Source organism: Bradyrhizobium sp., from assembly GCF_019244115.1.
In the GTDB taxonomy this organism is placed as follows: domain Bacteria; phylum Pseudomonadota; class Alphaproteobacteria; order Rhizobiales; family Xanthobacteraceae; genus Bradyrhizobium.
In genome coordinates this window covers 1-24,657 of the sequence record NZ_JAFATE010000425.1, presented here as the reverse complement: position 1 = coordinate 24,657, position 24,657 = coordinate 1, and the positions used below count along the sequence as shown (strand labels likewise).

The 24,657-nt window shown below is 63.4% G+C and carries 21 protein-coding genes and 1 pseudogene; 10 read left to right on the top strand and 12 right to left on the bottom strand.

Translation table 11 applies throughout. From position 1 onward, the window contains the following. Window positions 1-59: 59 nt before the first annotated feature. Both JOZ76_RS18710 and JOZ76_RS18705 read right to left on the bottom strand, forming a co-directional pair. Entirely contained in the window at window positions 60-1,790 is a 1,731-nt protein-coding gene (locus JOZ76_RS18710; protein WP_291700599.1) for a thiamine pyrophosphate-binding protein, read from the bottom strand. Window positions 1,791-1,800: 10 nt separating this feature from the next. Then, window positions 1,801-3,426 (bottom strand): FAD-binding dehydrogenase, encoded by a 1,626-nt coding sequence (locus JOZ76_RS18705; RefSeq protein ID WP_291700597.1) that lies wholly within the window; start codon window positions 3,424-3,426, stop codon window positions 1,801-1,803. 368 nt (window positions 3,427-3,794) lie between these two features. On the opposite strand from JOZ76_RS18705, the gene JOZ76_RS18700 reads away from it, so the two are divergent. From JOZ76_RS18700 to JOZ76_RS18690, 3 genes are all read left to right on the top strand, one after another. Further along, the gene (locus tag JOZ76_RS18700; RefSeq protein ID WP_291700595.1) at window positions 3,795-5,534 is read left to right on the top strand and encodes an ATP-binding protein; all 1,740 of its coding nucleotides are present in this window, start codon (window positions 3,795-3,797) and stop codon (window positions 5,532-5,534) included. Window positions 5,535-5,686: 152 nt separating this feature from the next. Beyond that, window positions 5,687-7,018 (top strand): Rieske 2Fe-2S domain-containing protein, encoded by a 1,332-nt coding sequence (locus JOZ76_RS18695; protein ID WP_291700592.1) that lies wholly within the window; start codon window positions 5,687-5,689, stop codon window positions 7,016-7,018. A gap of 133 nt (window positions 7,019-7,151) precedes the next feature. Continuing rightward, on the top strand, window positions 7,152-7,781 hold the full coding sequence (locus JOZ76_RS18690; protein WP_291700590.1) for a peroxidase-related enzyme: 630 nt from the start codon (window positions 7,152-7,154) through the stop codon (window positions 7,779-7,781). 40 nt (window positions 7,782-7,821) lie between these two features. Here the strand turns inward: JOZ76_RS18690 and JOZ76_RS18685 are convergent, their stop codons facing one another. Next, on the bottom strand, window positions 7,822-8,448 hold the full coding sequence (locus tag JOZ76_RS18685) for a ParB-like protein (RefSeq protein WP_291700589.1): 627 nt from the start codon (window positions 8,446-8,448) through the stop codon (window positions 7,822-7,824). A 117-nt stretch (window positions 8,449-8,565) separates the two neighbouring features. Here JOZ76_RS18685 and JOZ76_RS18680 point away from each other — a divergent pair, with 117 nt between their 5' ends. The 7 genes from JOZ76_RS18680 (at window position 8,566) to JOZ76_RS18650 (ending at window position 14,430) form a co-directional block, all read left to right on the top strand. Continuing rightward, the gene (locus tag JOZ76_RS18680) at window positions 8,566-9,525 is read left to right on the top strand and encodes an ion channel (protein ID WP_291700587.1); all 960 of its coding nucleotides are present in this window, start codon (window positions 8,566-8,568) and stop codon (window positions 9,523-9,525) included. A gap of 123 nt (window positions 9,526-9,648) precedes the next feature. After that, complete coding sequence (locus tag JOZ76_RS18675; RefSeq protein ID WP_291700585.1) at window positions 9,649-9,996, top strand: hypothetical protein; 348 nt, start codon at window positions 9,649-9,651, stop codon at window positions 9,994-9,996. Window positions 9,997-10,193: 197 nt separating this feature from the next. Further along, window positions 10,194-10,481, top strand: coding sequence for an acyl carrier protein (locus tag JOZ76_RS18670; RefSeq protein ID WP_291700583.1), 288 nt, complete (start codon window positions 10,194-10,196; stop codon window positions 10,479-10,481). A gap of 11 nt (window positions 10,482-10,492) precedes the next feature. Next, a complete protein-coding gene (locus JOZ76_RS18665) occupies window positions 10,493-10,963 on the top strand; it encodes a 3-hydroxyacyl-ACP dehydratase FabZ family protein (RefSeq protein ID WP_291700581.1) in 471 nt (156 codons plus the stop codon). Beyond that, the gene (locus JOZ76_RS18660; protein ID WP_291700579.1) at window positions 10,960-12,168 is read left to right on the top strand and encodes a beta-ketoacyl-ACP synthase; all 1,209 of its coding nucleotides are present in this window, start codon (window positions 10,960-10,962) and stop codon (window positions 12,166-12,168) included. Before JOZ76_RS18665 ends, JOZ76_RS18660 begins: the two co-directional genes overlap by 4 nt. 33 nt (window positions 12,169-12,201) lie before the next feature. After that, window positions 12,202-13,479 (top strand): beta-ketoacyl-ACP synthase, encoded by a 1,278-nt coding sequence (locus JOZ76_RS18655; RefSeq protein ID WP_291700577.1) that lies wholly within the window; start codon window positions 12,202-12,204, stop codon window positions 13,477-13,479. 18 nt (window positions 13,480-13,497) lie between these two features. Further along, complete coding sequence (locus JOZ76_RS18650; RefSeq protein ID WP_291700575.1) at window positions 13,498-14,430, top strand: lipid A biosynthesis lauroyl acyltransferase; 933 nt, start codon at window positions 13,498-13,500, stop codon at window positions 14,428-14,430. A gap of 318 nt (window positions 14,431-14,748) precedes the next feature. Here JOZ76_RS18650 and JOZ76_RS18645 read toward each other — a convergent pair whose 3' ends face one another. The 9 genes and pseudogenes from JOZ76_RS18645 to JOZ76_RS18605 all read right to left on the bottom strand — a co-directional run. Next, a complete protein-coding gene (locus JOZ76_RS18645) occupies window positions 14,749-15,843 on the bottom strand; it encodes a polyamine ABC transporter substrate-binding protein (protein WP_291700616.1) in 1,095 nt (364 codons plus the stop codon). A 38-nt stretch (window positions 15,844-15,881) separates the two neighbouring features. Continuing rightward, window positions 15,882-17,045 carry an aminotransferase gene (locus JOZ76_RS18640; protein ID WP_291700573.1) on the bottom strand — a complete coding sequence of 388 codons (1,164 nt, stop codon included), beginning with the start codon at window positions 17,043-17,045 and terminating at the stop codon, window positions 15,882-15,884. 8 nt (window positions 17,046-17,053) lie between these two features. Beyond that, window positions 17,054-17,383, bottom strand: a complete 330-nt coding sequence (locus JOZ76_RS18635) for a rhodanese-like domain-containing protein (RefSeq protein ID WP_291700571.1) — start codon at window positions 17,381-17,383, stop codon at window positions 17,054-17,056. 128 nt (window positions 17,384-17,511) lie between these two features. Further along, a complete protein-coding gene (locus JOZ76_RS18630; RefSeq protein ID WP_291700569.1) occupies window positions 17,512-19,449 on the bottom strand; it encodes a potassium transporter Kup in 1,938 nt (645 codons plus the stop codon). A 119-nt stretch (window positions 19,450-19,568) separates the two neighbouring features. Then, entirely contained in the window at window positions 19,569-21,467 is a 1,899-nt protein-coding gene (locus JOZ76_RS18625) for a potassium transporter Kup (protein WP_291700567.1), read from the bottom strand. A 155-nt stretch (window positions 21,468-21,622) separates the two neighbouring features. Further along, window positions 21,623-22,453 (bottom strand): OmpA/MotB family protein, encoded by an 831-nt coding sequence (locus tag JOZ76_RS18620; protein ID WP_291700565.1) that lies wholly within the window; start codon window positions 22,451-22,453, stop codon window positions 21,623-21,625. A 21-nt stretch (window positions 22,454-22,474) separates the two neighbouring features. Continuing rightward, entirely contained in the window at window positions 22,475-23,248 is a 774-nt protein-coding gene (locus tag JOZ76_RS18615) for a motility protein A (RefSeq protein ID WP_291700563.1), read from the bottom strand. Window positions 23,249-23,475: 227 nt separating this feature from the next. Continuing rightward, window positions 23,476-24,309 (bottom strand): SDR family NAD(P)-dependent oxidoreductase, encoded by an 834-nt coding sequence (locus tag JOZ76_RS18610; protein ID WP_291700561.1) that lies wholly within the window; start codon window positions 24,307-24,309, stop codon window positions 23,476-23,478. Between the two features lie 20 nt (window positions 24,310-24,329). Then, a pseudogene (locus tag JOZ76_RS18605) lies at window positions 24,330-24,657 on the bottom strand (RraA family protein); the annotation flags it as partial.

The following is a 24,657-nucleotide window of genomic DNA, read 5'->3' as shown; positions in this document are numbered from 1 at the left end:
CCGCGCACGACATGGTGCGCGACAGGCGTGGATGCAAGCGCCGCAGCCTCTGGAACAAATCAGCCGATGACGTGGCGAACCGCGGCGCGGGTCAGGAAGCGCAATTTTTCGTTCAACGGAAAGCGCGAGAAATTGGTCTTGACTGCACCTGACGTGAACGCGGTGCGCTTCGAATAGTCGATGCGCACAGCGACGATGACGGGCCGCCCGTCTGCCGCGATCGCATTGGCCTTGCCGATCACGCCGTCGATCGCGGCGTTGTCGTTCATCGGCAGATAGGCCGCGCCGGTGGCGAGCGCGACGCCCTCGATGTTCAGCCTGCCGATCGTGGTGGCCGGCTTGCGGTTATAGGGAATCTGCTGCGCCTGCGCGATCTGCGCCAGCTCGCCGTCGTTGAACACATAATAGACCACGCCGAGATTGTTGCTGGTCGCGGTCAGGATCTCCATGCAGGTCATCATGAAGGCGCCGTCGCCCACGATCGCCTGCACGCTGCGATCCGGACAGGCCAGCTTGGCGCCGATCGCCGCGGGCACCGCGTAGCCCATGCAGTTGAAGTCGGTCGGCAGGATCACGCTTTTCGGCGCGTGGATCGGCATCAGCTCGGCGGTCAGAAAAGTGTGATTGCCGTCGTCGATGGCGATGATGCCCTCGTCCGGTGTCGCGCGCCGCAGCGCGTCGAAGAAGCGCGCGGGATTGACGATGTCAGGCGCATCGTGGCGATACCAGCTCTCGCGATAGGCCGCTTTGTCGGCCTTGATGCGCTGGCGCAGCGTGCCGTCGCTACTGCGCCGCGGCGTCTTTTCGAGCGCCGTCATCAGCGCGCGCAGCACCACGGCGGCGTCGCCCGCAATGCCCACCTTGGCCGGATAGTTGGCGCCGAACACTTTTGGGTTGATGTCGATATGGATCAGATTCTCGGGCACCTCGGCGCCGTAGCTTCCGGTGGCGATCTCGGCAAAGCGGGTCCCGATCGCCACCATGCAATCGCAGTCCTTGAACGCATTCTGCGCCGCCGGCACGGCGGAGGCACCAAAGCCGAAGCCGACATGCAGCGGGTGGCTCGCCGGAAACACCGACAGGCCCTGCAGCGTGGTCGCGACCGGCGCCTCCAGCCATCCGGCGAGCCGGGTGAGCTCGGCGGTGGCGTCGCGCGTGCCCCAGCCGGCGAAAATGCAAGGGTGCCTGGCGCCAGCCAACAGTTCGACGGCCCGCGCGATCTCGGCCTCTGCCTGCAATGGCGCCGCAGGCTCGCGCCGAAACTGCGGCAGCTCGCCGATCTCGCCCGTCATCAGCAGGACATCGACCGGCAGTTCGACGAACACCGGACCGGGCTCGCCTTCCGTCGCAATGGCGTAGGCCTTGAACAAGGTCGGCACCACGTCTTCATGGCGCGTGACCCGAAACGTCGCCTTGGTCAGGCCGCTCATGAATTGATGCGTGTCCATCTGATGCAACTGATAGCGATGGCCGGTGTCGGTGCGCGGTCCGCCCGAGATCACCAGCATCGGCACGCCGTCCAGAAACGCCTCGCCGATGCCGCTCGCGGCATGGGTCAGGCCCGCGGCGGGCACCACGGTGAGCACGCCGATCGAATCCGACAGCCGGCCGACCGCGTCCGCCATGAACGAGGCGCCGCCCTCATGGGTCACGAGGACCTGCGTGATGCGGTTCGAGGAGTTCAGGGCGTCATAAAGCTCCGTCGTGTGCACGCCGGGAATGCCGAAAGTGAAGCGCGCGCCGATCTGCTCCAGCGCATAGACCGTCAGCCACGCACCCGTCCGCTTCATGTGATCCTCTTCAGCCCTTCAGGAATGATGTTCGTCCGTCAATGGACGCCGCCGCCAGCCGCGCCGACAGAATGCAGCCGCCGAGGAAGGTGCCTTCCAGCGCACGCAGACCATGGACGCCGCCGCCGCCGAATCCGGCCGCCTCGCCGACTGCATAAAGGCCCGGAATCGGCTGCCCCTGCACGTCGAGCACCCTGCTCTCCAGGTCGGTCTGAATCCCGCCGAGGCTCTTGCGGCTGATGATGAATTCGCGCACCGCGATCAGCGGCAACGCCTTTGCGTCATTGATCGGCTGGAACTTGCAGAGCCTGATGCGGTCGCCCCGATAGTGGCGGAGCGCGGCGATGCGGCGCAACTGCTCGTCATTCATCAAGCTCGGCCCGCGCGCGATCGTCGCATCGTATTGCTCGACCGCATCGCGAACATGGTCGAGTTCTACAGCGGAATCGCCCTGCAGCGCGTTCATCTTCGCGACCAGTTGAGGCAGGCTCGACCCGGTGACGAAGTCGACGCAGTTTTCCGTCATCTCACGCACGAGCCAGTGATTGCCAAACAGGAAGTCACGCAGGAGACCGAGCTTGTCCTTCTCGCGGATCGACGGATTGTGCTCGGCGCCAGATACTGCCAGTTCTTTCAGCGCGATGTGCCGGTTCATGAGCTGCCAGGAATAGGGCCGCTCCTCTGCGCAGATCGCGGCGACCAGCCGCCGCGTATCGAAGCCGGAGACCAGAGGCTGCGGACCGATGCGCTCGCCCTTCCAGTTCAGCCACAGCGCGGAACGCGACGGCACCAGCGACAGGCCGTGGTTCGGCTTGCGCGGTTTGGGATGATGCACCCCGGCCGCGTAGTTCCACATCTTATCGAGATGCGTCAGTACGCCACCGGCGGCAACGGTCGCATCGTGCAGCCGGCCATCGGCGAAGCGGTGCGAGCCGTTCAAAATCACCTCCGGCGGCCGTCCCCAGTCGGAATGCCAGTTCTGCCGCACCCGGTCGAGATTGCCGTTGATGCCGCCCGCGGCCACGACAACCTGCTCGGCTTTCACTTCGAACGGCGTGCCGTCATGCTCGTCGCGACCAGCGGCGCCGTCGATCCGGCCGCCACGCAGCAACAGCTGCTCGACGCGGGCATTGAAGCGCAGCGTCAGCCGGCTCGCATTCGCGTGCCCGCGCAGCGCCGCGATCAGCGCCTCCGCGATGCCCTTGCCGGTACCCCAGGCGACATGAAAGCGCGGCACCGAATTGCCGGGACGGAACTCGCCGCGCTCGGCCCAGTTGACGAGCGGGAGAAAGCTGATGCCGTGGCCGCGCACCCAGCGATAGACATCCTCCGTGCAGCGCTCAACATAGGCCCGCGCCCAGGCGTTGGGCCATACGTCGTCAGCGCCAAACTCGGCAAAGCTCGACCAATCGCGAAATGCCAGATCGGTGGAATCGCGGATCCCCTGGCGGCGCTGCTCCGGCGAATCGACAAAAAACATGCCGCCAAAGCTTTCGCGCGCCAGCCCCCCGAAAGCGCTTTCCCCGTCGCGATCGAGCAGGGTCACTGACTTGCCGCCGTCCAGCAGGTCGATCGCGGTTGCAATCCCGGCGATCCCCCCACCGATGATCAAGACGTCGCTGCCGGGCGTTCCCATGGACAGTTCACCCCTCCCCTTTGCCCACGATATCAACCCTCAACCTGCGCGATTTGCAACGCCTGCAATGTCGCCAGGCCGCGGCGAATCGAGCGCTGGGCCGCGCGTGGCTGTCACGGGCGGTTCCTCGACAGCTTCCGGGATTGGTAAACCCAAGGTTAAGGAGACAGCCCCGCGGCGCCCTCCTCGATCGGCTGGCGCCCGTGCTCTTACGGGGATTTTTGCAAGCTGCGCCGAACACCGCAGAGCCTGCCTAATTTGCGCGCGAAACAGCGGATGTTTTGGCGATCGTGGCTTAACCGTTTTTCCAGTCACAGCCGTCAAGGTGGGGATCTCGCTCCCTCTTGGAAACGCCAGGTTCAATCGCAGTGACATCTTTCGGACGTGTGATTTCGGTGCGTGGCTCGTTTGCCCGGGTCGGTATTCTGGCGGCAAGCCAGATGGCCGTCTCGGAGGCCCGGGCGACCGTCGGCCGCTTCGTGAGCATCCGCTCCCCGACCTCGACCATCGTGGCTATCATCACCGAGGTCTCCTGCGAGGATATGCCGCATACCGACAACTACATCGCGAGCGCCTCGGTTGACCTGCTCGGCGAGATCCAGGGGCCTCCGGAGCGGCCAAAGTTCCAGCGCGGCGTCACCCATTACCCGACGATCGGTGATCCCGTCGACATGATCACCAACCAGGAGCTGCGCACGATCTATACCCCGACCAGCTCCGACCAGATCAATGTCGGCACCCTGCAGCAGGACCGCTCGGTGACCGCTTATGTCAATGTCGAGGAGATGCTGTCGAAGCATTTCGCCGTGCTCGGTTCGACCGGCGTCGGCAAATCGACGGGTGTCTCGCTGCTGATGAACGAGATCCTGAAAGCCAGGCCGAACCTGCGCATCTTCCTGCTCGACGTGCACAACGAATATGGCCGCTGCTTCGGCGACCGCGCGATGGTCATCAACCCGCGCAATCTGAAGCTGCCGTTCTGGCTGTTCAATTTCGAGGAAATCGTCGATGTCTTGTTCGCAGGCCGCCCCGGCGTGCCGGAAGAGCTCGACATCCTCGCCGAAGTCATCCCGATCGCCAAAGGCATCTATACCCAATACCAGAATGCCGACCGCATCGGGCTGAAGCGGATCGATCCCAAGACGAGCGGCTACACGGTCGACACGCCGGTTCCGTATCGTCTGGTCGATCTGATCTCGCTGATCGACGAGCGCATGGGCAAATTGGAAAATCGCTCCTCGCGCATCATCTACCACAAGCTGATCTCGCGCATCGACACGGTGCGCAATGACCCGCGCTACGCCTTCATGTTCGACAACGCCAATGTCGGCGGCGACACCATGGCGGAGGTGATCAGCCATCTGTTCCGCCTGCCCGCCAACGGCAAGCCGATGACCATCATGCAGCTCGCCGGCCTGCCGGCCGAGGTCGTCGATTCCGTGGTCTCGGTGCTGTGCCGCATGGCGTTCGATTTCGGTCTGTGGAGCGACGGTGTCTCGCCACTGCTGTTCGTCTGCGAAGAGGCGCACCGCTATGCCGCCGCCGACCGCAATATCGGCTTCGGTCCGACCCGCAAGGCCGTATCGCGCATCGCCAAGGAAGGCCGCAAATACGGCGTCTATCTCGGGCTCGTGACCCAGCGTCCGGCCGAGCTCGACGCCACCATCATTTCCCAGTGCAACACGCTGTTTGCGATGCGGCTCGCCAACGATCGCGACCAGGCGCTGCTGCGCTCGGCGGTCTCGGATGCGGCGGCGAACCTGTTGTCCTTCGTTCCCTCGCTCGGCACCCGCGAAGTGCTGGCGTTCGGCGAGGGCGTGGCGCTGCCGACGCGGCTGCGCTTCAAGGAAGTCCCGGCGCATCAATTGCCGCGCAGCGAAGCCACCATCGCCACCGTGCCGTCGGCGACGACTGGGCATGACATGCATTTCGTCAGCGCGGTGCTGGACCGCTGGCGCGGCGCCACCTCGCATCGCGATGTCCCCAACGACCCTGGCATCAGCAATGGTTCGGGTGCACGTGGCATGTTCGTCGAGGCGCCGATGCTGCAGCCCTCACAGGGCCTCGATCCCGACCGCTTCTCGCTGCTGAAGAAGCCGCTGCGGTAGAGCCAGCGTCTGTTCCGTTTCGACTCGGTCGCTTCCGCAAAGCGCCATCTCGCCCGACAAATAGCATTGTCTCACTTTTGAATGGTCGGTGGCGCGGCACGACGATATGCTGCTCGCCAAGACGCGCGAATGCGCCGCATCGGGAGGACGACATGACCAGCGCCAGCGAAGGCGAAGAACTGACCCGCGTCGGTCCCGGCACCATCATGGGCGCACTGATGCGCTGCTACTGGATGCCGGCCTTGATGTCATCCGAGCTCGTCCGCGATGGCCCGCCGGTCCGGTTGATGTTGCTCGGCGAGAGACTGATTGCGTTTCGCGACAGCGAAGGCCGCGTCGGCGTGATGGATCACCGCTGCCCGCATCGCGGTGCCTCGCTGTTCCTCGGACGCAATGAGCACGGCGGGCTGCGCTGCATCTATCATGGCTGGAAATTCGATGCCGCCGGCGACTGCCTGGACATGCCGAGCGTGCCGCCGCCGGATTTCAAGCAGAAAGTCAAGGCGAAAGCCTATCGCGTGGTCGAGCGCGCGGGTGTGGTCTGGGTCCATATGGGGTCGCGTGCTGAGGCACCGCCGCTGCCGGGGTTCGAGATCCTGGATGTTCCGGAAGATGAGATCAAAGTGGCATTCATTCAGCGCGACTGCAACTATCTGCAGGCGCTCGAGGGCGAGATCGACACGGCGCATTTCGGTTTCCTGCATGCGGGCCATGTCGATGTCGATGACCTCGCCGAGGATGAACCGGTCCGCTATACCGTGATCGACCGTGCGCCCCGCTATCATCTGACCGACGCCGCCTGGGGCACGCAATATGCCGGCTATCGCCCGACCGGAAACGGCGGCACCTACTGGCGGTTCGCCAATTTCCTGTTTCCGTTCTGGACCCAGGCGCCCAACGGCGAGTTTGCAAGCCACATGCATGCGCGCGCCTGGGTTCCGCTCGACGATGCGCACACGATGTTCGTGTTCATCTGGTGGAAGCACGCGGTCTCGGCCATGTCGCTGCCACAGCCGGTCTTCAAGGACGGCCGGCCGATCGGCGGAACGAGCCGCGGCAACAGGTTTCGACCGAACACCTCGGACTGGCTTGGCCGCTGGCGGCTCGACGCCAATGCCGACAATGACTGGAAGATCGACCGGACAGCACAGCAGAACGGCACCATCTACAGCGGGATCGACGGCATCCATCTGCAGGACCAGGCGATCACCGAGAGCATGGGACCGATCGTCGATCACACCTGGGAGCATCTGGCGCCGTCGGATCAGATGATCACGCGCACGCGTCGCCGCCTCCTGATGGCGGCGCGGGCCCTGCGCGATCAGGGAGTCGCGCCGCCCGGCGCGGAGGATGCCAGCGTCTATCGCGGCGCGCGCAGTGGCTATCTCGTCAGCGGCGATGCTGACGATTGGCAGAAGGTCTATGCCGGCAGGCTGGCGGAGGCCGTGCATCCGCCGCCATCCCCGATGCGCGCCGCTGAATGACGGCCACCGCCGCAGTTCGGCGCCGACATCGGCGACAACAAACAGCCGGCCGCGCGCCTTGCGCGGATGGCGTCATGCACTAAGCTCGCGCCGCCGCGCCGCTTTCACGCGGCGCAAGCCCGGGACTTTTGTCATGACACAGCCACCCGCCACCCGCTTTCCCGCCGCAAGGATCGATGCGCTGCCCGAGGACATCAGATCACGCCTTCTGGCGGTCCAGGAAAAATCCGGCTTCATCCCAAATGTGTTCCTGACGCTGGCCTACAGGCCGGACGAGTTCCGCGCCTTCTTCGCCTATCACGACGCGCTGATGGACAGGGATGGCGGGCTTTCCAAAGCCGAACGCGAGATGATCGTGGTAGCGACCTCGGCCGCCAACCAGTGCCAGTATTGCGTGATCGCCCATGGCGCGATCCTGCGCATCCGCGCCAAGAACCCGCTCATCGCCGATCAGGTCGCGGTCAACTACCGCAAAGCCGACATTACGCCGCGCCAGAAGGCGATGCTCGATTTCGCCATGAAGGTCGCGACCGAAGCCCAAACGGTTTCGGACGCGGACTTTTCGGTGCTCGCGAGCCATGGCTTCTCCGACGACGACATCTGGGATATCGCGGCCATCGCTGCGTTCTTCGCGCTGTCGAACCGCCTGGCCAATGTCACCGGCATGCGGCCGAATGACGAATTCTACCTGATGGGGCGAATGCCAAAGCCGCTTGGATCGATGTCGACCAATGCGGCGAACGACTCCGCTAGCCCAAGCTAACGGGCGCAGGCACGGGTCTTTGGTGCGGATGTCTTCGCAATCAATCGTCCGACGCCGGTCCGCACCAGCCCGGCAGATAGATCGCGTCCTTCGATTTCGCCAGCGACAGAGCCTTCTCCATGGCGTGACCGAAATCGTCCTCCACCATCTTGCGCGAGACATGGCGGCGCAGGAAATCGGCCCAGAGGAATTCGGAAAATGGCGTCGTGTCCTTGGCAAACCCGCCGGCGCGGCGCAATTCGCCGGCGAGGCTGCGGAACGGGTCATCCTTCAGCTCGCTGATCGATTTCGGCAGGTCCTTGAAATGCCGCCGCTCGCCCTTGGCATCATACGGATAGGCCCAGCGCTTGTTGTCCATCACGCCCCAGAACGCGTCCTTGCCGACCATGGTGAGGTCGCCGATCACGGTGACCAGGATGTCCTTGATGCCCTCGTCGTGAAGTGCGCGCGCCAGATGGTGATGGTCGACCACGTAAAAGCGTTCGTCAGGCCCCTGCACGACCGGGATCATGTGCCGGCCGATCATCTCCTCCTGCTTTTTCTTCGACTTGTGCTCGCGAAAACGCTGGCGTTTTTCCTTGACCTCCCGCATCCCGACGGTCATCTGCGTCGGACGCAGCGACAGGATCGGGATCGGATGGACTCTTGGTTCGCGCACATTCGCCATGAGGTCGACCTCTCATCGTTCCGGCTGCAAAATTGCCTCTGACACCACGGCGATTATGCCATGATGAGCCGGGCGATCAAAGTTCTTGCCCGACGACACCTGCGAGACCCTGACACGATGCGAAACGACGAGCGTGAACGGACGGCAAAGGCGCGGATCGTCCGGCTTGGCGACCGGGAGATCATCACCGAAGGGCTCAACCTCAGTTTCTGGGCGGATATCAGCCACCGCTGCATGACCGCGTCATGGCCCGCCTTCATTGCCGGCGCGGCGCTCGTCTTCCTGCTCTTCAACGCCGCGTTCGCATGCCTGTACTGGATCGGCGATCAGCCCATCGCAAATGTCCCCGGCGGCGCCTACATCGATTACTTCTATTTCTCGATCGAGACGCTGTCGACGGCCGGCTATGGCGACATGCATCCGCAGACGCATTACGGCCATTTCATTGCAGCGATCGAGCTGTTCACCGGCATCTTCTCGATGTCGCTGATGACCGGCCTGATCTTCACCCGCTTTTCGCGGCCGCAGGCCCGCCTGCTGTTCGCCGACAACCCGGTGATCTGCGACCACGAGGGGGTGCCGACGCTGATGATCCGCCTCGCCAATGCGCGTCAGAACCTGATCGGCAACGCGTCGGCGCGATTGTGGATGTTCAAGGACATCGTGACCGTGGAAGGCCACTCGTTTCGACGCTTCTATGAGCTGCCGCTGTTGCGCAGCGAGAGTCCGGCGCTCGCGCTGAGCTGGACGCTGCATCACGTTCTGGATGAGACGAGCCCGCTGCACGGGACGGGCCCCGATGAGCTCGCGGCCGGAAACATATCGCTCGTGGTGGTGGTGTCGGGATACGACGTTGTTGCAGCGCAAACGGTCCATGCGCGGAAAACCTGCGAGCACCCCGCGATCCGTTTCGGCCACCGCTATGTTGATATTCTTGATACGTCAGATGACGGCCGCATCAGGATCGACTATGGCAGGTTCCACGACACACGCGAGAGCAGACTTTCATCACAACTCGCTCTGACGACCGAGCCCGCGACCGGCAAGCCTTGCACGGCACGTGATCGTCTGACGTAACCCGACGCCCCGCTAGCGGGCTGGAACGCATCCGCTGCATTGGTGCTACGACAAACGTTGTTCTGTTCGGCTGAAATGGCGCATGCTAGATAATCGGTCCTCCCGTCCTCGGAGTCGGCAGCAGTGAAAAGCCAGCGGCCCATCGCAGCGGATGACGAGCACCGTGTGCTGCAGTTCCGGCCGCGCAACGCGGCCCACCCGCGAGGGTTGAAGGTCGATATGGCGGCTCCGGCCCGACATGAGACCCCCGCCCCCGAGCCGCTCGACCTTACGGCTTACGAACGCGACCGCGAGGAACCGGACGATTTCCGTCACCGGATGCTCGCCAACATCGCAGCCTTTGCCTTCACTGTCGCACTTACCGCGATCGGGATCTGGCTCGCCATGAGCATCGCCGACCTGCGCAAGACCCAGGACTGCCTGATGATGGGACGCAGGGATTGCGCCCGCATCACGACCCAGCAATATTAGTGCAATCCCTCCGAAAAAGCCTTCCAACCAACCCTTTTTATCCCGCCTGGAGGCTTTACCGCCTCCATTGAACTCAGGGCGGCGCTCCGATATACGGGCACTCGACTCCCGCTGGCGGGAACGGGACATTCCCGGGGCGAGATGCCGGCTCGCCGCGCCGTTTCGGAACTATTCTCCAATAAATCAAAGGCTTAGTGATGTCCTCAACATTCGATCAGGTCGCCTCGATCATCGCTGAAACCTGCGACATTCCGCGCGACACGATCACGCCGGATAGCCACGCCATTGACGATTTGGGCATCGACAGCCTCGATTTCCTCGACATCGCGTTTGCAATCGACAAGGCGTTCGGCATCAAATTGCCGCTGGAGAAATGGACACAGGAGGTCAATGACGGCAAGGCCACCACCGAGCAGTATTTCGTCCTGAAGAACCTCTGTGCACGCATCGACGAACTGGTCGCGGCCAAGAGCACGGGTACCTAAAACCGCCAGCCATGCAGCTCGAGTATTTCCAGCTGGTCGACCGCATTCTCGACCTTAACTTGGAAGAGAAGGCCATCCGGGTCGAAGCGCAGGTCCCGCAAACGAACACCATTTTCGAGGGGCACTTCCCGGGCCATCCGCTGATGCCAGGCGTACTGTTGATCGAATCGATGGCGCAGACGTCGGGGTGGCTGCTGCTCGGCGTGCTGAAGTTCGAGCGCATGCCGATCCTCGCCGCCGTCAAAGAGGCCAAGGTGCGCGGCTCGGTTTTCCCCGGTGAGCTTTTGACCATTGAAGCTAGCCTGGCCCATGAGGGCTCGGGCTACGCGATGACCGAGGCGAAGATCAGAGTCGACGGCAAGCTCCGTGCGAACGCCGCGCTCACCTTCACGCTGATTCCCTTCCCAAATGCGGACATACGCGGACACATGGACGCGGTCGCCAAGCGTGTCGGCTTTCCCCAACAGGCCCTGCTGTCATGACCGAGATAACCACCGCGAAGCCGGGATCGACGGAAGTCTGGATCACCGGCATCGGCCTTGCGACCTCGCTCGGCGAAGGCATCGACGCGAACTGGGACGCGCTCACGGCCGGCCGCATCAATGTCGACGAGAAGAACTTTGCCCCCTATGTCGTGCATCCCTGGGTGCAGGTGAGCCTCGACGCCCAGATCCCGAAAAAAGGCGACCAGCGGCAGATGGAGGCCTGGCAGCGGATCGGGACCTACGCTGCAGGACTGGCGTTGGACTCCGCGGGTGTGAAGGGGAACAAGGAAATCCTCTCGCGGATGGACATGGTGGTCGCGGCCGGCGGCGGCGAGCGCGACCTCGCCGTCGACACAGCCATCCTCAGCGCGCAGGCCAAGGGCAATTCCGCGCCGGGTTTCCTCAACGAGCGGCTGATGGGTGATCTGCGCCCGACGCTGTTTCTGGCACAGCTGTCAAACCTGCTCGCCGGCAACATCGCGATCGTGCACGGGGTGTGCGGCACCTCGCGGACCTTCATGGGCGAGGAGGTTGCGGGCGTCGATGCGACCAGGATCGCGCTGGCCCGCATAGCCGCCGGACAGAGCGACATTGCGCTGATCGGCGGCTCGCACAATGGCGAGCGCAAGGATCTTCTGGTGCTCTACGAGTTCGGCGATTTCAACCTCAGGGACCGCTTCGCGCCTGTCTGGGCCCGCGAGCAGCATCCCGGCTTTGCGCTGGGCTCGGCTGGTGCCTTCCTGGTCATCGAGTCCAAGGCGCATGCGACCGCGCGGGGCGCAAAACCATTCGCGCGGCTCTCGCACGTGGTGTCCGATATGAGTCCGCGCAAGCGGACCGGCGACGTCACCGCAACGCTTGAACAGCTGTGGTCGCAGCTTGGGCCGCGCGAAGGCGGCGGTGCGATCATCACCGGCGCCACCGGCGCCGAGCCCGTGACGTCGGAAGAGCGGGCCTTTTTGCAAAAGCATGCCGATTTTGCGGTGCGATCGACCGGCACCCGGTTCGGTCACACCATGGAAACCCAATTTGCGCTCGGCCTGGGACTGGCGGCGCTGTCGATCTCGCGCGGCGCGCTGTTTCCAGCAGGCGATTCCTCCGGCGTGGAGATTGAAATGGCCGGGCCGCCGTCCCAGATTGTCGTTGTCGGGGCGGGTCACTGGCGCGGCGAAGGCATGGCCCTGGTCGAAGCGGTCGGGTGACCTTGGAGCGGGGTTTAAGTAGCGGGGGATCACATGACAGCACCACGCGACAAGTTTGGACGGCCGATCGTCGTCGTCACCGGCATGGGCATCGTGACCTCGCTCGGGGCCGGCAAGGCCGAGAACTGGGCGAAGCTCACCGCCGGCGAATCCGGCATTCGCACCATCACGCGCTTTCCGATCGACGCCTTGAAGACCACCATGGCTGGCACCGTCGACTTCGTCAGCGTCGACCCGTTCACCTCGACCGGCCTGACCGAGCGCCTGGCCACGATGGCGACGGGAGAGGCGCTCGAACAGTCGGGCATCGGCAGCAAGGCTGACTTCCCGGGACCGCTGTTTCTGGCGGTGGCGCCGGTCGAGGTGGAATGGCCACAGCGCATGGAACTGGGCCGCGCGATCGGCAAGACAGACATCACCTATGATGACATGCTCCGGGTCAGCAGCGGGGGACGCTTCACGCCCTACCATGAGCGGTTCATGTTCGGTTCCGTCGCGGCCCATCTGGTCGAGACGTTCGGCACCAAGGGCTCGCCGATCTCGCTGTCCACCGCCTGTGCGTCCGGCGCGACCGCAATCCAGCTCGGCGTCGAAGCCATTCGCCGGGGCGAGACTGAGGCCGCGCTGTGCGTCGGCACCGAGGGATCGGTCAATCCGGAGGCGCTGGTGCGCTTCTCGCTGCTGTCAGCCTTGTCCACCCAGAACGACCCGCCCCAGGGCGCGTCAAAGCCGTTCTCGAAACACCGCGACGGCTTTGTGATGGCGGAAGGCGCCGGTGCGCTCGTGCTGGAAAGCTATGAGGCCGCCGTCGCCCGCGGCGCCCCCATCCTCGGCGTCGTGGCCGGCTGCGGTGAGCTCACCGATACCTTCCACCGCACCCGCTCGAGCCCCGACGGCAAGCCGATCATCGGCTGTATCCAGAAGACGCTCGCCGATGCGGGCATGACGCCAGACGACATCGACCACATCAATGCGCACGGCACCTCCACGCCGGAGAACGACAAGATGGAATATCTCGGCGTGTCGGCAGTGTTCGGCGAGCGCGCCAAGCAGATCCCAGTGTCCTCGAACAAGTCAATGGTCGGCCACACCATCTCCGCGGCTGGCGCGGTGGAGGCGATCATCTCGCTGCTGACGCTCGAGCATCAGCGGATTCCGCCGACCATCAACTATGACATCCCGGACCCCGCGATCCCGTTCGACGTGGTCGGCAACAGCGCGCGCGACCAGCGCGTCACGGCCGTCATGTCGAACTCGTTCGGCTTCGGCGGCCAGAACGCCTCGCTGATCCTGACGCGCGAACCGGCCTGAGCGCGACCTCTCCTCGAAATGGCGTCATTGCTTGCTCAGAGCCAGATCCGTTCGCGTGAGGCGATGAAATCCGTCGGCGGTGCCGTGGTCGGCGCGCTGACCATCGGCCTGCTGCGCACCACCCGCTATTTCGATCCGCTCAAGACCGCCGACCTGTTCGGCCGCATCACCGGCCGGGTCGGTCCGCTGCTGCGCGAGCAGAGGATCGCCCGCGCGAACCTCGCCGCCGCTTTCCCGGAAAAATCGCCCGAGGAGATCGACGCCATTCTGGCCGGTGTCTGGAACAATCTCGGCCGGCTCGGCGCAGAGTTCGCCCATATCGACCGGATCTGGGACTACGACGAGGCCTATCCCCTGAAGAGCCGCATCGAGATCCCACCGCGCACGCATGAGCTGTTTCATCAGCTCAGGCTCGACGACAAGCCTGCGCTGATCTTCGCGAGCCATCTCGGTAACTGGGAAATGCCGGCGCTCGCGGCCGTCGCGCACGGCCTCGACGCTGCGATCCTGTTTCGCCGGCCGAACATCGCCTCTGCCGACCGCATCATCCAGGAGATGCGGTCGGACAAGATGGGAACGCTGATCCCAGCGGGACGCGACGCCCCGATCCGGCTGGCGGAAGCGCTGCAGAAGGGCCAGCATGTCGCGATGCTGGTCGATCAGTATCTCACTGGCGGCGTCGAGGTCACCTTCTTCGGCCGCAAGACGCGGGCCAATCCGATGCTGGCGCGGCTGCTCCGCCAAGTCGAATGTCCGGTTCATGGGGTGCGGATCATCCGCCTGCCCGGCTATCGATTTCGCGCCGAACTATCAGAAGAGGTGAAGCCGGTGCGCGACACCAAGGGCCAGATCGACGTCCAAGGCACTACGCAGGCCATCACAAACGTGATCGAGGGCTGGATCCGCGAATACCCCGACCAGTGGCTGTGGCTGCACCGGCGCTGGCGATGACAGCCAAGCGCCTGATGCCGCGAAAGGCTCACCAAAAAAGCGCAACGCCGATAGCGGAGTATATTCGCTAGCGGCGTTGGTTTTAGCCCCGAGCCCTCAAATTTCTCGGTGACAATCAATTTGCACAGCAGGTGCTAATTGCGTACCCGTAGTATTACTGAGCGTGCGCGCGTTGGTTAAGACGTGTGATTAAAATGCCATGTTCCTGAAACGGAACTCGCGTCATTGCGAGGAGCGAAGCTCGGACGCAATCCAGTCTCTCAACCTTCGGATGAATTTCTCTGGATTGCTTCGCTTCGCTCGCAATGACGAAAAGCATCACCGCCCCGTCTTCACCCGCGTCCAGAGCCGGTTGATGATGCGTTGCGTCGCTGGATCGCGCGCGGTGACGACGTAGAGTTTTGATAGCGTCGCCTGGTCGGGATAGATGTTCTTGTCATTCAGGATTTTTGGATCGACCAGCTTCTGGCTCGCCAGATTGCCGTTGGCGTAGGAGAGGAAATCCGAGTTCTTCGCTGCGACCTCGGGCCGGTAGAGATAGTTGATCAGCTCATAGGCTTCGGCGACATGCTGGGCATCGGCAGGGATCGCAAAATTATCGAAAAACATCTGCGCGCCCTCTTTCGGAATCGCATAGCCGATCTCGACCTCGCCCTTGTTGTCTCCTTTGGCCTCCGCCGCGCGGCTGCGCGCCTGCATGATGTCGCCGGACCAGCCCACCACGAGGCAGATTTCGCCGGTTGCGAGCGCGCTCAGATATTCCGAGGAGTGAAACTTGCGCACGAACGGCCTGACCTTGCCGACCACATCGGCGGCCTTTTCCAGATCGGCCTGCCTGGTCGAGTTGGGATCGAGGCCGAGATAGTTCAGGGCGGCGGGAAAGATGTCGTCGGCGGAATCCAGCATGTGGACGCCGCAATCCTTGAATTTTGCGAGGTTCTCCGGCTTGAAGACGATGTCCCAGCTGTCGATCTTCGCGTCTTGCCCAAGAATCTTCTGCACGGCCTTGACGTTATAGCCGATGCCGGTGGTGCCCCACATGTAGTTTGCGGCAAAGACATTGCCGGGGTCGTAGGTCGCGAGCTGCTGCGTCACGAAGGGCCAGGCATTGGCAAGGTTCGGCAGTTTTGCCTTGTCGAGTTTCTGGAACACGTTCGCCTTGATCTGACGCTGCAGGAAATAGGCGGTGGGAACGACAACGTCATAACCGGATTTGCCGGCCAACAGGCGCGTCTCAAGCGTCTCGTTGGCGTCAAACGTGTCGTAGACCACCTTGATGCCGGTCTCTTTGGTAAAATCCTCCAGCACGCCCGGGGCGATGTAGTTCGACCAGTTGTAGAAGTTGACGATGCGCTCCTGCGCGGCGGCCGGCGTCGCCACGAAGGCGAGCGCCGTCAAAGCCGCAACGACCATGCTCCGCCGAGGCACCGCGCCAGACATTCCAAAATTCCCTATCGGCGATGCACCGCATCCGACAGCCGTTCGAGCGCGGCGTCGAGGGTTGCATCATTCTTGGCGAAACAGAACCGCACCACCGTGGTCACCGGATCCTTTTCGTAGAAGGCCGAGACGGGGATCGCGGCAACCTTGTAGTCGGTCACGATCCGCTTGCAGAAGGCGAGATCCGTCTCGTTCAGCTTGAGCGGCGACAGGTCGACGGTGAGGAAGTAGGTGCCTTGCGACTTCAGCACGGGAAAGCCGATGCGCTCCAGTCCCGCTGTCAACCGGTCGCGGCTTCGCGCCAGATCCTTGCGCATATCATGGAAATAGTCGTCCGGCTTGCCGAGACCATAGGCGACCGCCGCCTGCAGATTGGGCGCTGTCGTGAAGGTCAGGAACTGGTGCACTTTTGCAGCCACCCGCAGCAGCGCCGGTGCCGCGCAGACAAAACCGATCTTCCAGCCCGTCAGCGAAAAGATTTTTCCCGCCGAGCCGACCTTGATAGTGCGATCGCGCATGCCGGGAATGGTGATCAGCGGGATGTGCTCGCGGCCGTCGAACACGACGTGCTCCCAGACCTCGTCGCAGATCGCAATGGCGTCGAACTCCTGGCAGTAGCGGGCCAGGAGTTCGAGATCCTCGCGCGGATAGACCACCGCGGCCGGGTTCAGCGGATTGTTGAACAGCACCGCCTTGGTCTTTGCGGTGAAAGCGCTTTTCAGCATCTCCTCGGACAGTCGCCAGTGCGGCGGCTCGAGCCTGAGCAGGCGGGGAATGCCGCCAGCCTGGCGGATGATCGGCAGATAGGAATCATAGACCGGCTGGAACACGATGACCTCGTCGCCGGACTCGACCACGGCCAGGATCGCCGAGGTCAGTGCTTCGGTGCCGCCCGAGGTCACCATCACCTCGGTCATCGGATCGAGGTCGAGGCGGTGCCAGTGCCTGTAATGCGCCGCGATCGCCTGCCGCAGCTCCGGGATGCCCATCATCGAGGGGTATTGGTTGTAGCCGTTCAGGACGGCATCGGCGGCGGCGCGGCGGATATCCTCCGGGCCCGGACCGTCGGGAAATCCCTGGCCGAGATTGATGGCGTTGTTATCGCGGGCGGCCTGCGACATCGCCTCGAAAATGGTGACCGGGAGGTCGGCAAAGACCTTGTTCAGGGAGGTCATCGCGAAGATCAGTCGCCGGTCCTGGTCGGCAGGCCCGCGGCCTTCCAACCGAGCATTCCACCGGCCAGATGCCTGTCATAGGGCAGGCCCGCATTCTGCGCGGCGAGGGAAGCGGTCACCGAACGCTTGCCCGAGCGGCAGGCGAACACGACCCGCTTGCCGGCGGGATCGGGGATTTCTTTCGGATCGAAGGTGGACAGCGGGACGACTATTCCATCGGGATAGGCTTCCACGGCAACTTCATTCGGCTCGCGGACGTCGACCAGAAGATAGCGTCCTTCCGCGATCCCCTGCGACACCTCCTGCGGTGTCAAATCATGCACTTGGTGCTGAGCCACGATGATCCTCCCAACGATTCCCTGGGGTGCCGGCGTGAGTTGCCGGAAATTCGGCGTCAAACTCGCCTCTTGCGCGGCCAAAATCAAGCGCTGCGGACCCCCTGCCCGGCAGCCGCCTTTCAGACTGCTCAGACCGTCACCTGGGTCCCGACCTCGACCACGCGCCCGCTCGGGATCTGGAAATAGTCGGTCGCGTCGTTGGCGCTCCGGCTGAGCGCGATGAACAAATGGTCCTGCCAGCGCGGCATGCCGGAATGCGCGGCCGGCTTCAAGGCGCGGCGGGACAGGAAGAATGAGGTCGACATGATGTCGAACTGCCAGCCGAGTTTTCGCGCGATCGCGAGCGCTCGCGGCACATTGGGCGATTCCATGAAGCCGAAGCGCAGCACGACTTTCGAAAAGCTCGGGCTGAGCTGTTCGAGCCTAACGCGCTCGGAGATGTCGACGCGCGGTGTCGACGCAATCTCGATGGTCAGGATCACGTTCTTCTCGTGCAGCACCTTGTAGTGCTTGAGGCTGTGCATCAGCGCGGTCGGCGCGCTCAGGGGATCGCTGGTCAGGAACACCGCGGTGCCGGGCACGCGCTGCGGCGGCTTCTTCTCCAGCATCGCGACCAGATCGGCGAGCGGAAACTCCAGCTTGCGCGATTTCTCGAACAGCAGCCGGCTGCCGCGCCGCCACGTGTACATGAGCAGCATCACGAAACCGCCGAGCGCGAGCGGCACCCAGCCGCCCTCCCAGACCTTCAGGAGGTTCGCGGTCAGGAAAGTGAGATCCAGGAACAGGAACGGGGCGATCAGCGCCGCGGCCGCGACGGCTGACCACTGCCAGACCCGCCAGACCACGACGAATCCCATCATCGCCGTGACCACCATGGTTCCGGTCACGGCGATGCCGTAGGCCGAAGCAAGGGCGCTCGACGATTTGAACATCAGGACCAGCAGCACCACGGCCATCAGCAGCAGCTTGGTGATGCGTGGAATGTAGATCTGGCCGGAATGCACCTCCGAGGTGTGGCGAATTTCGAAGCGTGGCAACAGGCCGAGCTGGGTCGCCTGCCGGGTCAGCGAATAGGTGCCGGTGATGACGGCCTGGCTCGCAATCACGGTGGCGACCGTGGCAAGGGCGACCATCGGCAGCAGCGCCCAGTCCGGAAACATCAGGAAGAACGGATTCTCCACCGCCTTGGGATCGGCGGTCACCAGGGCGCCCTGGCCGAGATAGTTCAGCGCCAGCGAGGGCAGCACGATGAACAGCCAGGCGGTCTGGATCGGCCGCTTGCCGAAATGCCCGAGATCGGCATAGAGCGCCTCGGCGCCGGTGACCGCCAGGAACACCGCGCCCAAGGTCACGAAGCCGATCATGCCATGATGAAGCATGAACGAGACGGCATAAAACGGATTGAGCGCCAGCAGCACTTCCGGATGTCGCAAGATCGGGGGAATTGCGGCCATGCCGATCACGACGAACCAGACCAGCATGATCGGTCCGAAGAAGGCGGCGACGCGCGCGGTGCCGCGCGACTGCACAGCGAACAGCGCGACCAGAATGATTATCGTCAGCGGCACGACATAGGGATCGAACGCGGCCGTGACGAGCTTGATGCCTTCGATGGCCGACAGCACCGAGAGCGCCGGCGTGATGACAGCGTCGCCATAGAACAGCGCGCCCGAAATGACCCCGAGCAGGACGATCACGGCCGCGGCCTTGACGGTGCCAGCCTTGGTGACGGCGCGCTGTGCCAGCGCCATCAGCGCCAGCGTCCCGCCTTCGCCATGGTTGTCGGCGCGCAACAGGATCAGCACGTATTTCATGGTCACCACGACCATGAGCGCCCAGAAGATCAGGGAGATGACGCCATGCACCGCCTGCGACGTCACCTCCCCGCCCGGACTCGCCGCCACCACGGCCTCGCGAAAGGCATAGAGCGGGCTGGTACCGATATCGCCGTAAACGACCCCGATACTGCCCAGGGTCAGGGCGGTAAAACTGGCTGTCGAATGGGCATCGGTATGCCCGTTCGCCGCCGATGCTTCCGCGGCGGGAGCTGCGACTTCACTGGTCATCGGAGCTGGTTGCCTCAATATGCTTCACTGCACAATCGCGAAGCGACGGGCTTATAGACCTGCATCTTTAGCATAGCATAGCCTTTTTTGTGCCCGAGATATGCAAAAGTGCATGACTTCTAGATGGTGACTTGGGTGCCGACCTCAACCACACGCCCGGTCGGAATCTGGAAATAATCGGTCGCGTCATTTGCCGAACGGCTCATGGCGATGAACACGCGATCCTGCCATAGCGGCATTCCGGACTGGGCCGACGGTTTCAACTTGCGGCGCGAGACGAAGAACGACGTCGACATGATGTCGAACTGCCAGCCGAGCTTGCGTGCGACCGCCAGCGCTCGCGGAACGTTTGGCGATTCCATGAAACCGAAGCGCAGCCTCACCGTGGAGAATTTCTCGCTGATGGTCTCGATCCGGACCCGCTCGGCAAGATCGACGCGCGGGGTCTGGGCGGTCTCGATGGTGAGAATCACATTGTGCTCGTGAAGCACCTTGTTGTGCTTCAGGTTGTGCAACAACGAGGTGGGAACGAAGTTCGGATCGCTGGTCAGGAACACGGCCGTGCCCTTGACCACATGCGGCGGCCTTCTCTCGAGGCTCGTGATCAGAGTCCGGAGCGGGACCTCCTCGCCCCGCGTCTTGCGGGTCAGGATCGCCGAGCCGCGGCGCCACGTCCAGATCATCATCGCCATGGCGACGCCGAACATCAGCGGGACCCAGGCGCCTTCGAACAGCTTCAGGAGATTCGCACTGAAGAAGGTCACGTCGACCACGACGAATGGAATGATGATGGCGACGGCGGTGGCGGCGCGCAGATTCCACAATTTCCAGATCACAACGAAACCCATGATGCCGTCGACCAGCATGGTCGTTGACACCGCGATTCCATAGGCCGATGCGAGATTGCTCGAGGTCCGGAACAGCAGCACGAGCAGCATCACGCCGAGCAGCAGCAAGGTGTTCACCCGCGGCAAATAGATCTGCCCAGCATGAGTTTCAGAGGTGTAGCGGACCTCGAAGCGCGGCAAGAGACCAAGTTGCACCGCCTGGCGGACGAGCGAATAGGCTCCGGTAATGACCGCCTGGCTCGCAATGACCGTGGCGGCGGTCGCCAGCACGATCGCCGGCAGCAGCAGGATCTCCGGTACCATCCGATAGAAGGAATTTTCGAGCGCCGCCGGGTTCGACAACACCAGCGCGCCTTGGCCGAAATAATTGATCAGAAGCGATGGCAGCACAAAGTAGAGCCAGCCGGTCTGGATCGGCCTGCGGCCGAAGTGCCCGAGATCCGCATAGAGCGCTTCGCCCCCGGTCACGGCGAGAAACACCGCCCCCAGCGTCACAAGACCAACCGTTCCATGCGAGAGCAGGAAATGCAGCGCATACCAGGGATTGATGGCGGCCAGAACGGTCGGGTCATCGCTGATATTGAGGATGCCGAGCACGGCGAGGCTCGCAAACCAGACCACCATGACCGGACCAAAAGCGGACGCTACGCGGGCCGTTCCCCTGCTCTGCACCGCAAACAGCGCGAACAGAATGAACACCGTGAGCGGCACCACATAGTGTTCGAGCGCCGGCGTCGCGAGTTTGAGGCCCTCGACCGCCGACAGCACCGAGATCGCCGGCGTGATCATGGAATCGCCGATGAACATCGACGCACCGACCACGCCGAGCGCAAGCAGAAGCAGGCTTCTCCGGCCGAGTGCCCGCTGTCCCAGCGCCATCAGTGACAGCGTGCCGCCCTCGCCATTGTTGTCGGCGCGCAGCAGCAGAAGCACGTACTTTGCAGTCACGACGATCAGCAGGGACCAGAGAATCAGCGAAAGCACGCCAAGGACGATGATGCGGGTCACTGGCTGGCCCTGTGCGGCGCCGGCCACGGCCTCGCGCAGGGCGTAGAGCGGCGAGGTTCCGATGTCGCCGAACACGACGCCGATGCTGCCGAGCGTCAGCGCCCAGAAACCCGTCGCGACGGGAACGTCCTGCGCTTCCTGGGAGGTGGTACTGACAGCCATGCGGAAGGAAAGACGTTGTCGGCCAATTTGATCCAGGCAGCGATTGCCGAGACTATCGCCAACGATAACAGCACGCGCGATTTTGCAAGTGCCCATGATGTCACTGCAGGTCAATATTTGCCTGAGCAAATCAGGTATCATAATACCAATAACCGCTATGGCTTCAAGTCGGGCGGGAGCGGCGGCGCTTCCTTCATCAGCGTGATCGTGACGCGCCGATTGGCAGCAAGCGACGGATCATCCGGGAACAGCGGCTGATTATCGGCTCTGCCCGACACCGCATAGAAATGGGAGGGCGGCAGGCCCTGCCGCTCGAGAATCTGACGCACCGAATTGGCGCGATCGGCCGAAAGTTCGAAGCTGCCATAATCCCCCCGGTTCGGGACAAAGCCGGCGGCGGTGTGGCCAGTGATCGTGACGCGCAGCGGTGTTGCTTTCAGGGGACCCGCGAGTTTCTCGATGATCTTGCGGGTGCGCTCATAAGGCTCCTTGGAGCCGTCTGCAAACATCGAGCGGCCGTCCTGGTCCACGATCTCGAGATTGAGTCCCTCCTTGGTCTCCTCGAACATGATGTGTTTCGAGATTTCCGTCAGCTCCGGCAGGTCCTGCAGCGCCTGGCGCAGCGACGCGGAGGCCAGCGCGAATTCGCGATCGACCTTGAGACGGGCGCCCGCCGTGCGGCTGTTCTCCTGCTGATCCGGGGTCGGGGTGTTCGAGGCCTCCTCGGGTGAGATGTGGTCGGCGTTCTTCAGCTTGGGCCGGGTCGGCAGGCCATCGGACTCTACGATGCCCGAATAACGCGCCTGGGTCTGCACGCCAAAGGCGTCGCGCATCGAGCCCGCGACGATCTTCAGCTTGTTGTTGTCCATCGTGGAGAAGGCGGTGAGCATCACGAAGAAGCTCATCATCAGGCCCATGAGGTCGGCGAAGGTGACGAACCAACCGTGTCCGCCGCCATGCGCATCACCGCGTTTTTTCTTGGCCATCGCCGGGGCTCCCGATCTGGCTCAAGCCGGTACCGGCTCGCCCTCTCCGTGGCGATGCTTCTCGGGCAGATAGGCGAGCAGCATCTCGCGGACCAGCGCCGGGCTCTTGGAATCCCGGATCATCAAAATGCCATCGATGATCAGCGTACGGTTGGTCTCCTCGTCCAAGAGCTTGCCATGCAGCTTGTCCGCGATCGGCAGGCAGACCAGGTTCGCAACGAGCGCGCCGTAGAGGGTAGCAAGCAGCGCGGTCGCCATGAACGGGCCGAGTTTTGAGGGATCGGTCATGTTGGCGAACATCTGCACCATGCCAACCAGGGTGCCGATCATGCCGAAGGCCGGCGCGCAGTCGCCGATGGCGCGGTAGATCTTGCTGCCCTCGTCGAGGTGCATGAGAAAGTTGTCGCGGTCGCGCTCCAGATTGTCGCGGATGAATTCGATGTCATAGCCGTCGGCGATGTAGCGGATGCCCTTGGCCAAAAACGGCTCGTCGGTCTCGACCTTTTCCAGGCCGACCGGACCCTGCTTGCGGGCGATCTCGGCGATGCGGGCGAGTTCGTCGACGAGGTCATGCGCGGACAGTCGGCTCATCGTGAACGCGAACTTTGCACCGAGCGGGATCCCATGCAGCATGACCTTGAGGGGAAAGCGGATCATCGTCGCCGCGGTCGAGCCGCCGAAGATGATGATGGCGGCGTGGTCGCTGACGAAGATGTTCAGATCGCCGCCGAGCAGCATCAAGGTCGCGATGACGACCGTGCCGAATACGAGCCCGGCGCCCGTCATGATATCCATGGGAGACTCCAACGCCTACGCAAACGCCAGCCATCCTGGACGGCGCGGCGGTCCCTCCTGAACCGCGTGCTGAAGACCCTACGAAGCTGCCATTAAAGACGCGTAAAGGATAAGTCGTGCACACCGCGTGGAACGGACGGATCGTGATCATTTCGGCCGACAGTCGCGGCGAACGGCGAGCAATCGACCGTCAGCCGCGTTGCGTGCATACAATTCTCAACGCTTTGCTAACCATAAGCCGCCGAGAGCCCCGTCAGGTCCAGGCTCAGCTTGCGCAAGCGCTGCCGCGCCGCCGCATCATAGGCCTGCGGATTGGCACGCGCCTCGTTCATGCCGTTGAAGAACAGCCCGCTCTTGGCCGCGACGTCGTCGCCGCAAACGAGGTGCAAAATCGCCTCGCCGCCCTGCTCCACCGTCGAGATCGGCGTGATGCCGCCGGCCCGCACCATGGTCGTATCCATGTAAGTTGCCGGATGCAGCGCGTTGACGGTGACGCCGGTGCCGTTCAGCTCCTCGGCCAGATCGATCGTGAACATGATCTGGGCAAGCTTGCTCTGCGCGTAGGCGCGCGAGCCCGAGTAGTTTTTGGTGAGCATCACGTCATCGAAGTCGATCGGGTGCTGACCGAGGGAAGCGACATTGACGATGCGCGCAGGCGCGGCGGCCTTCAGCCGCCCCAGCAGGTAACAGGTGAGCGCAAAGCCCGCGAGGTAGTTCACTGCAAAGCGGAGCTCATGGCCGTCTTCGCTCGTTTGGCGCTCGGGCCCGCCATTCAGCGATCCGATCCCGGCATTGTTGACCAGGACGTCGAGCCGCTTGCACCCGCGCTGAATCTCGCGCGCCAGCATTATCGTCTCGCCACGCGAGGAAAGATCAGCCCAATAGAATTCTGGCGCGCGGCCCCCCTCCCGCTTGATCTCCTCCTCCAGAGTCCTGGCCCGTTCCCGATCACGGCCGTGACTGGAAACCTTCGCGCCGGCGAGCGCGAGCCTCTTTGCCACATAGCGGCCGACGCCATCGGTCGAACCGGTCACCAGAACCGTCTTGCCGTCCATGTCCATGAGGATGCATCCCGCGCGGTCTAATGAATTTCTGCCGAGCGCTTGAGTGCCTCCTTCAGCTTCTCAAGCGAAAAGTCCGCCGAGCGCGCGATCTCCAGGATCGGGGCCTCTCGGCGCCCACACAGCTCGCAGGCTTCCGGCAGTTTTGCGGCAATCTCGATCGGGATGACGATTGCGCCGTGCCGGTCGGCATGAATGAGGTCGTCGGAGCGCACCGTCATCCCGGCGACGCGGACCTCGCCGCCAAAACTTTCGGCATGCACCCAAGCGTGCGAGGGGCCGATCGAGCCTGCCAGCGCCTGGAAACCCGGGGCCCATTGCGGCACGTCGCGGACCGAGCCGTCGGTG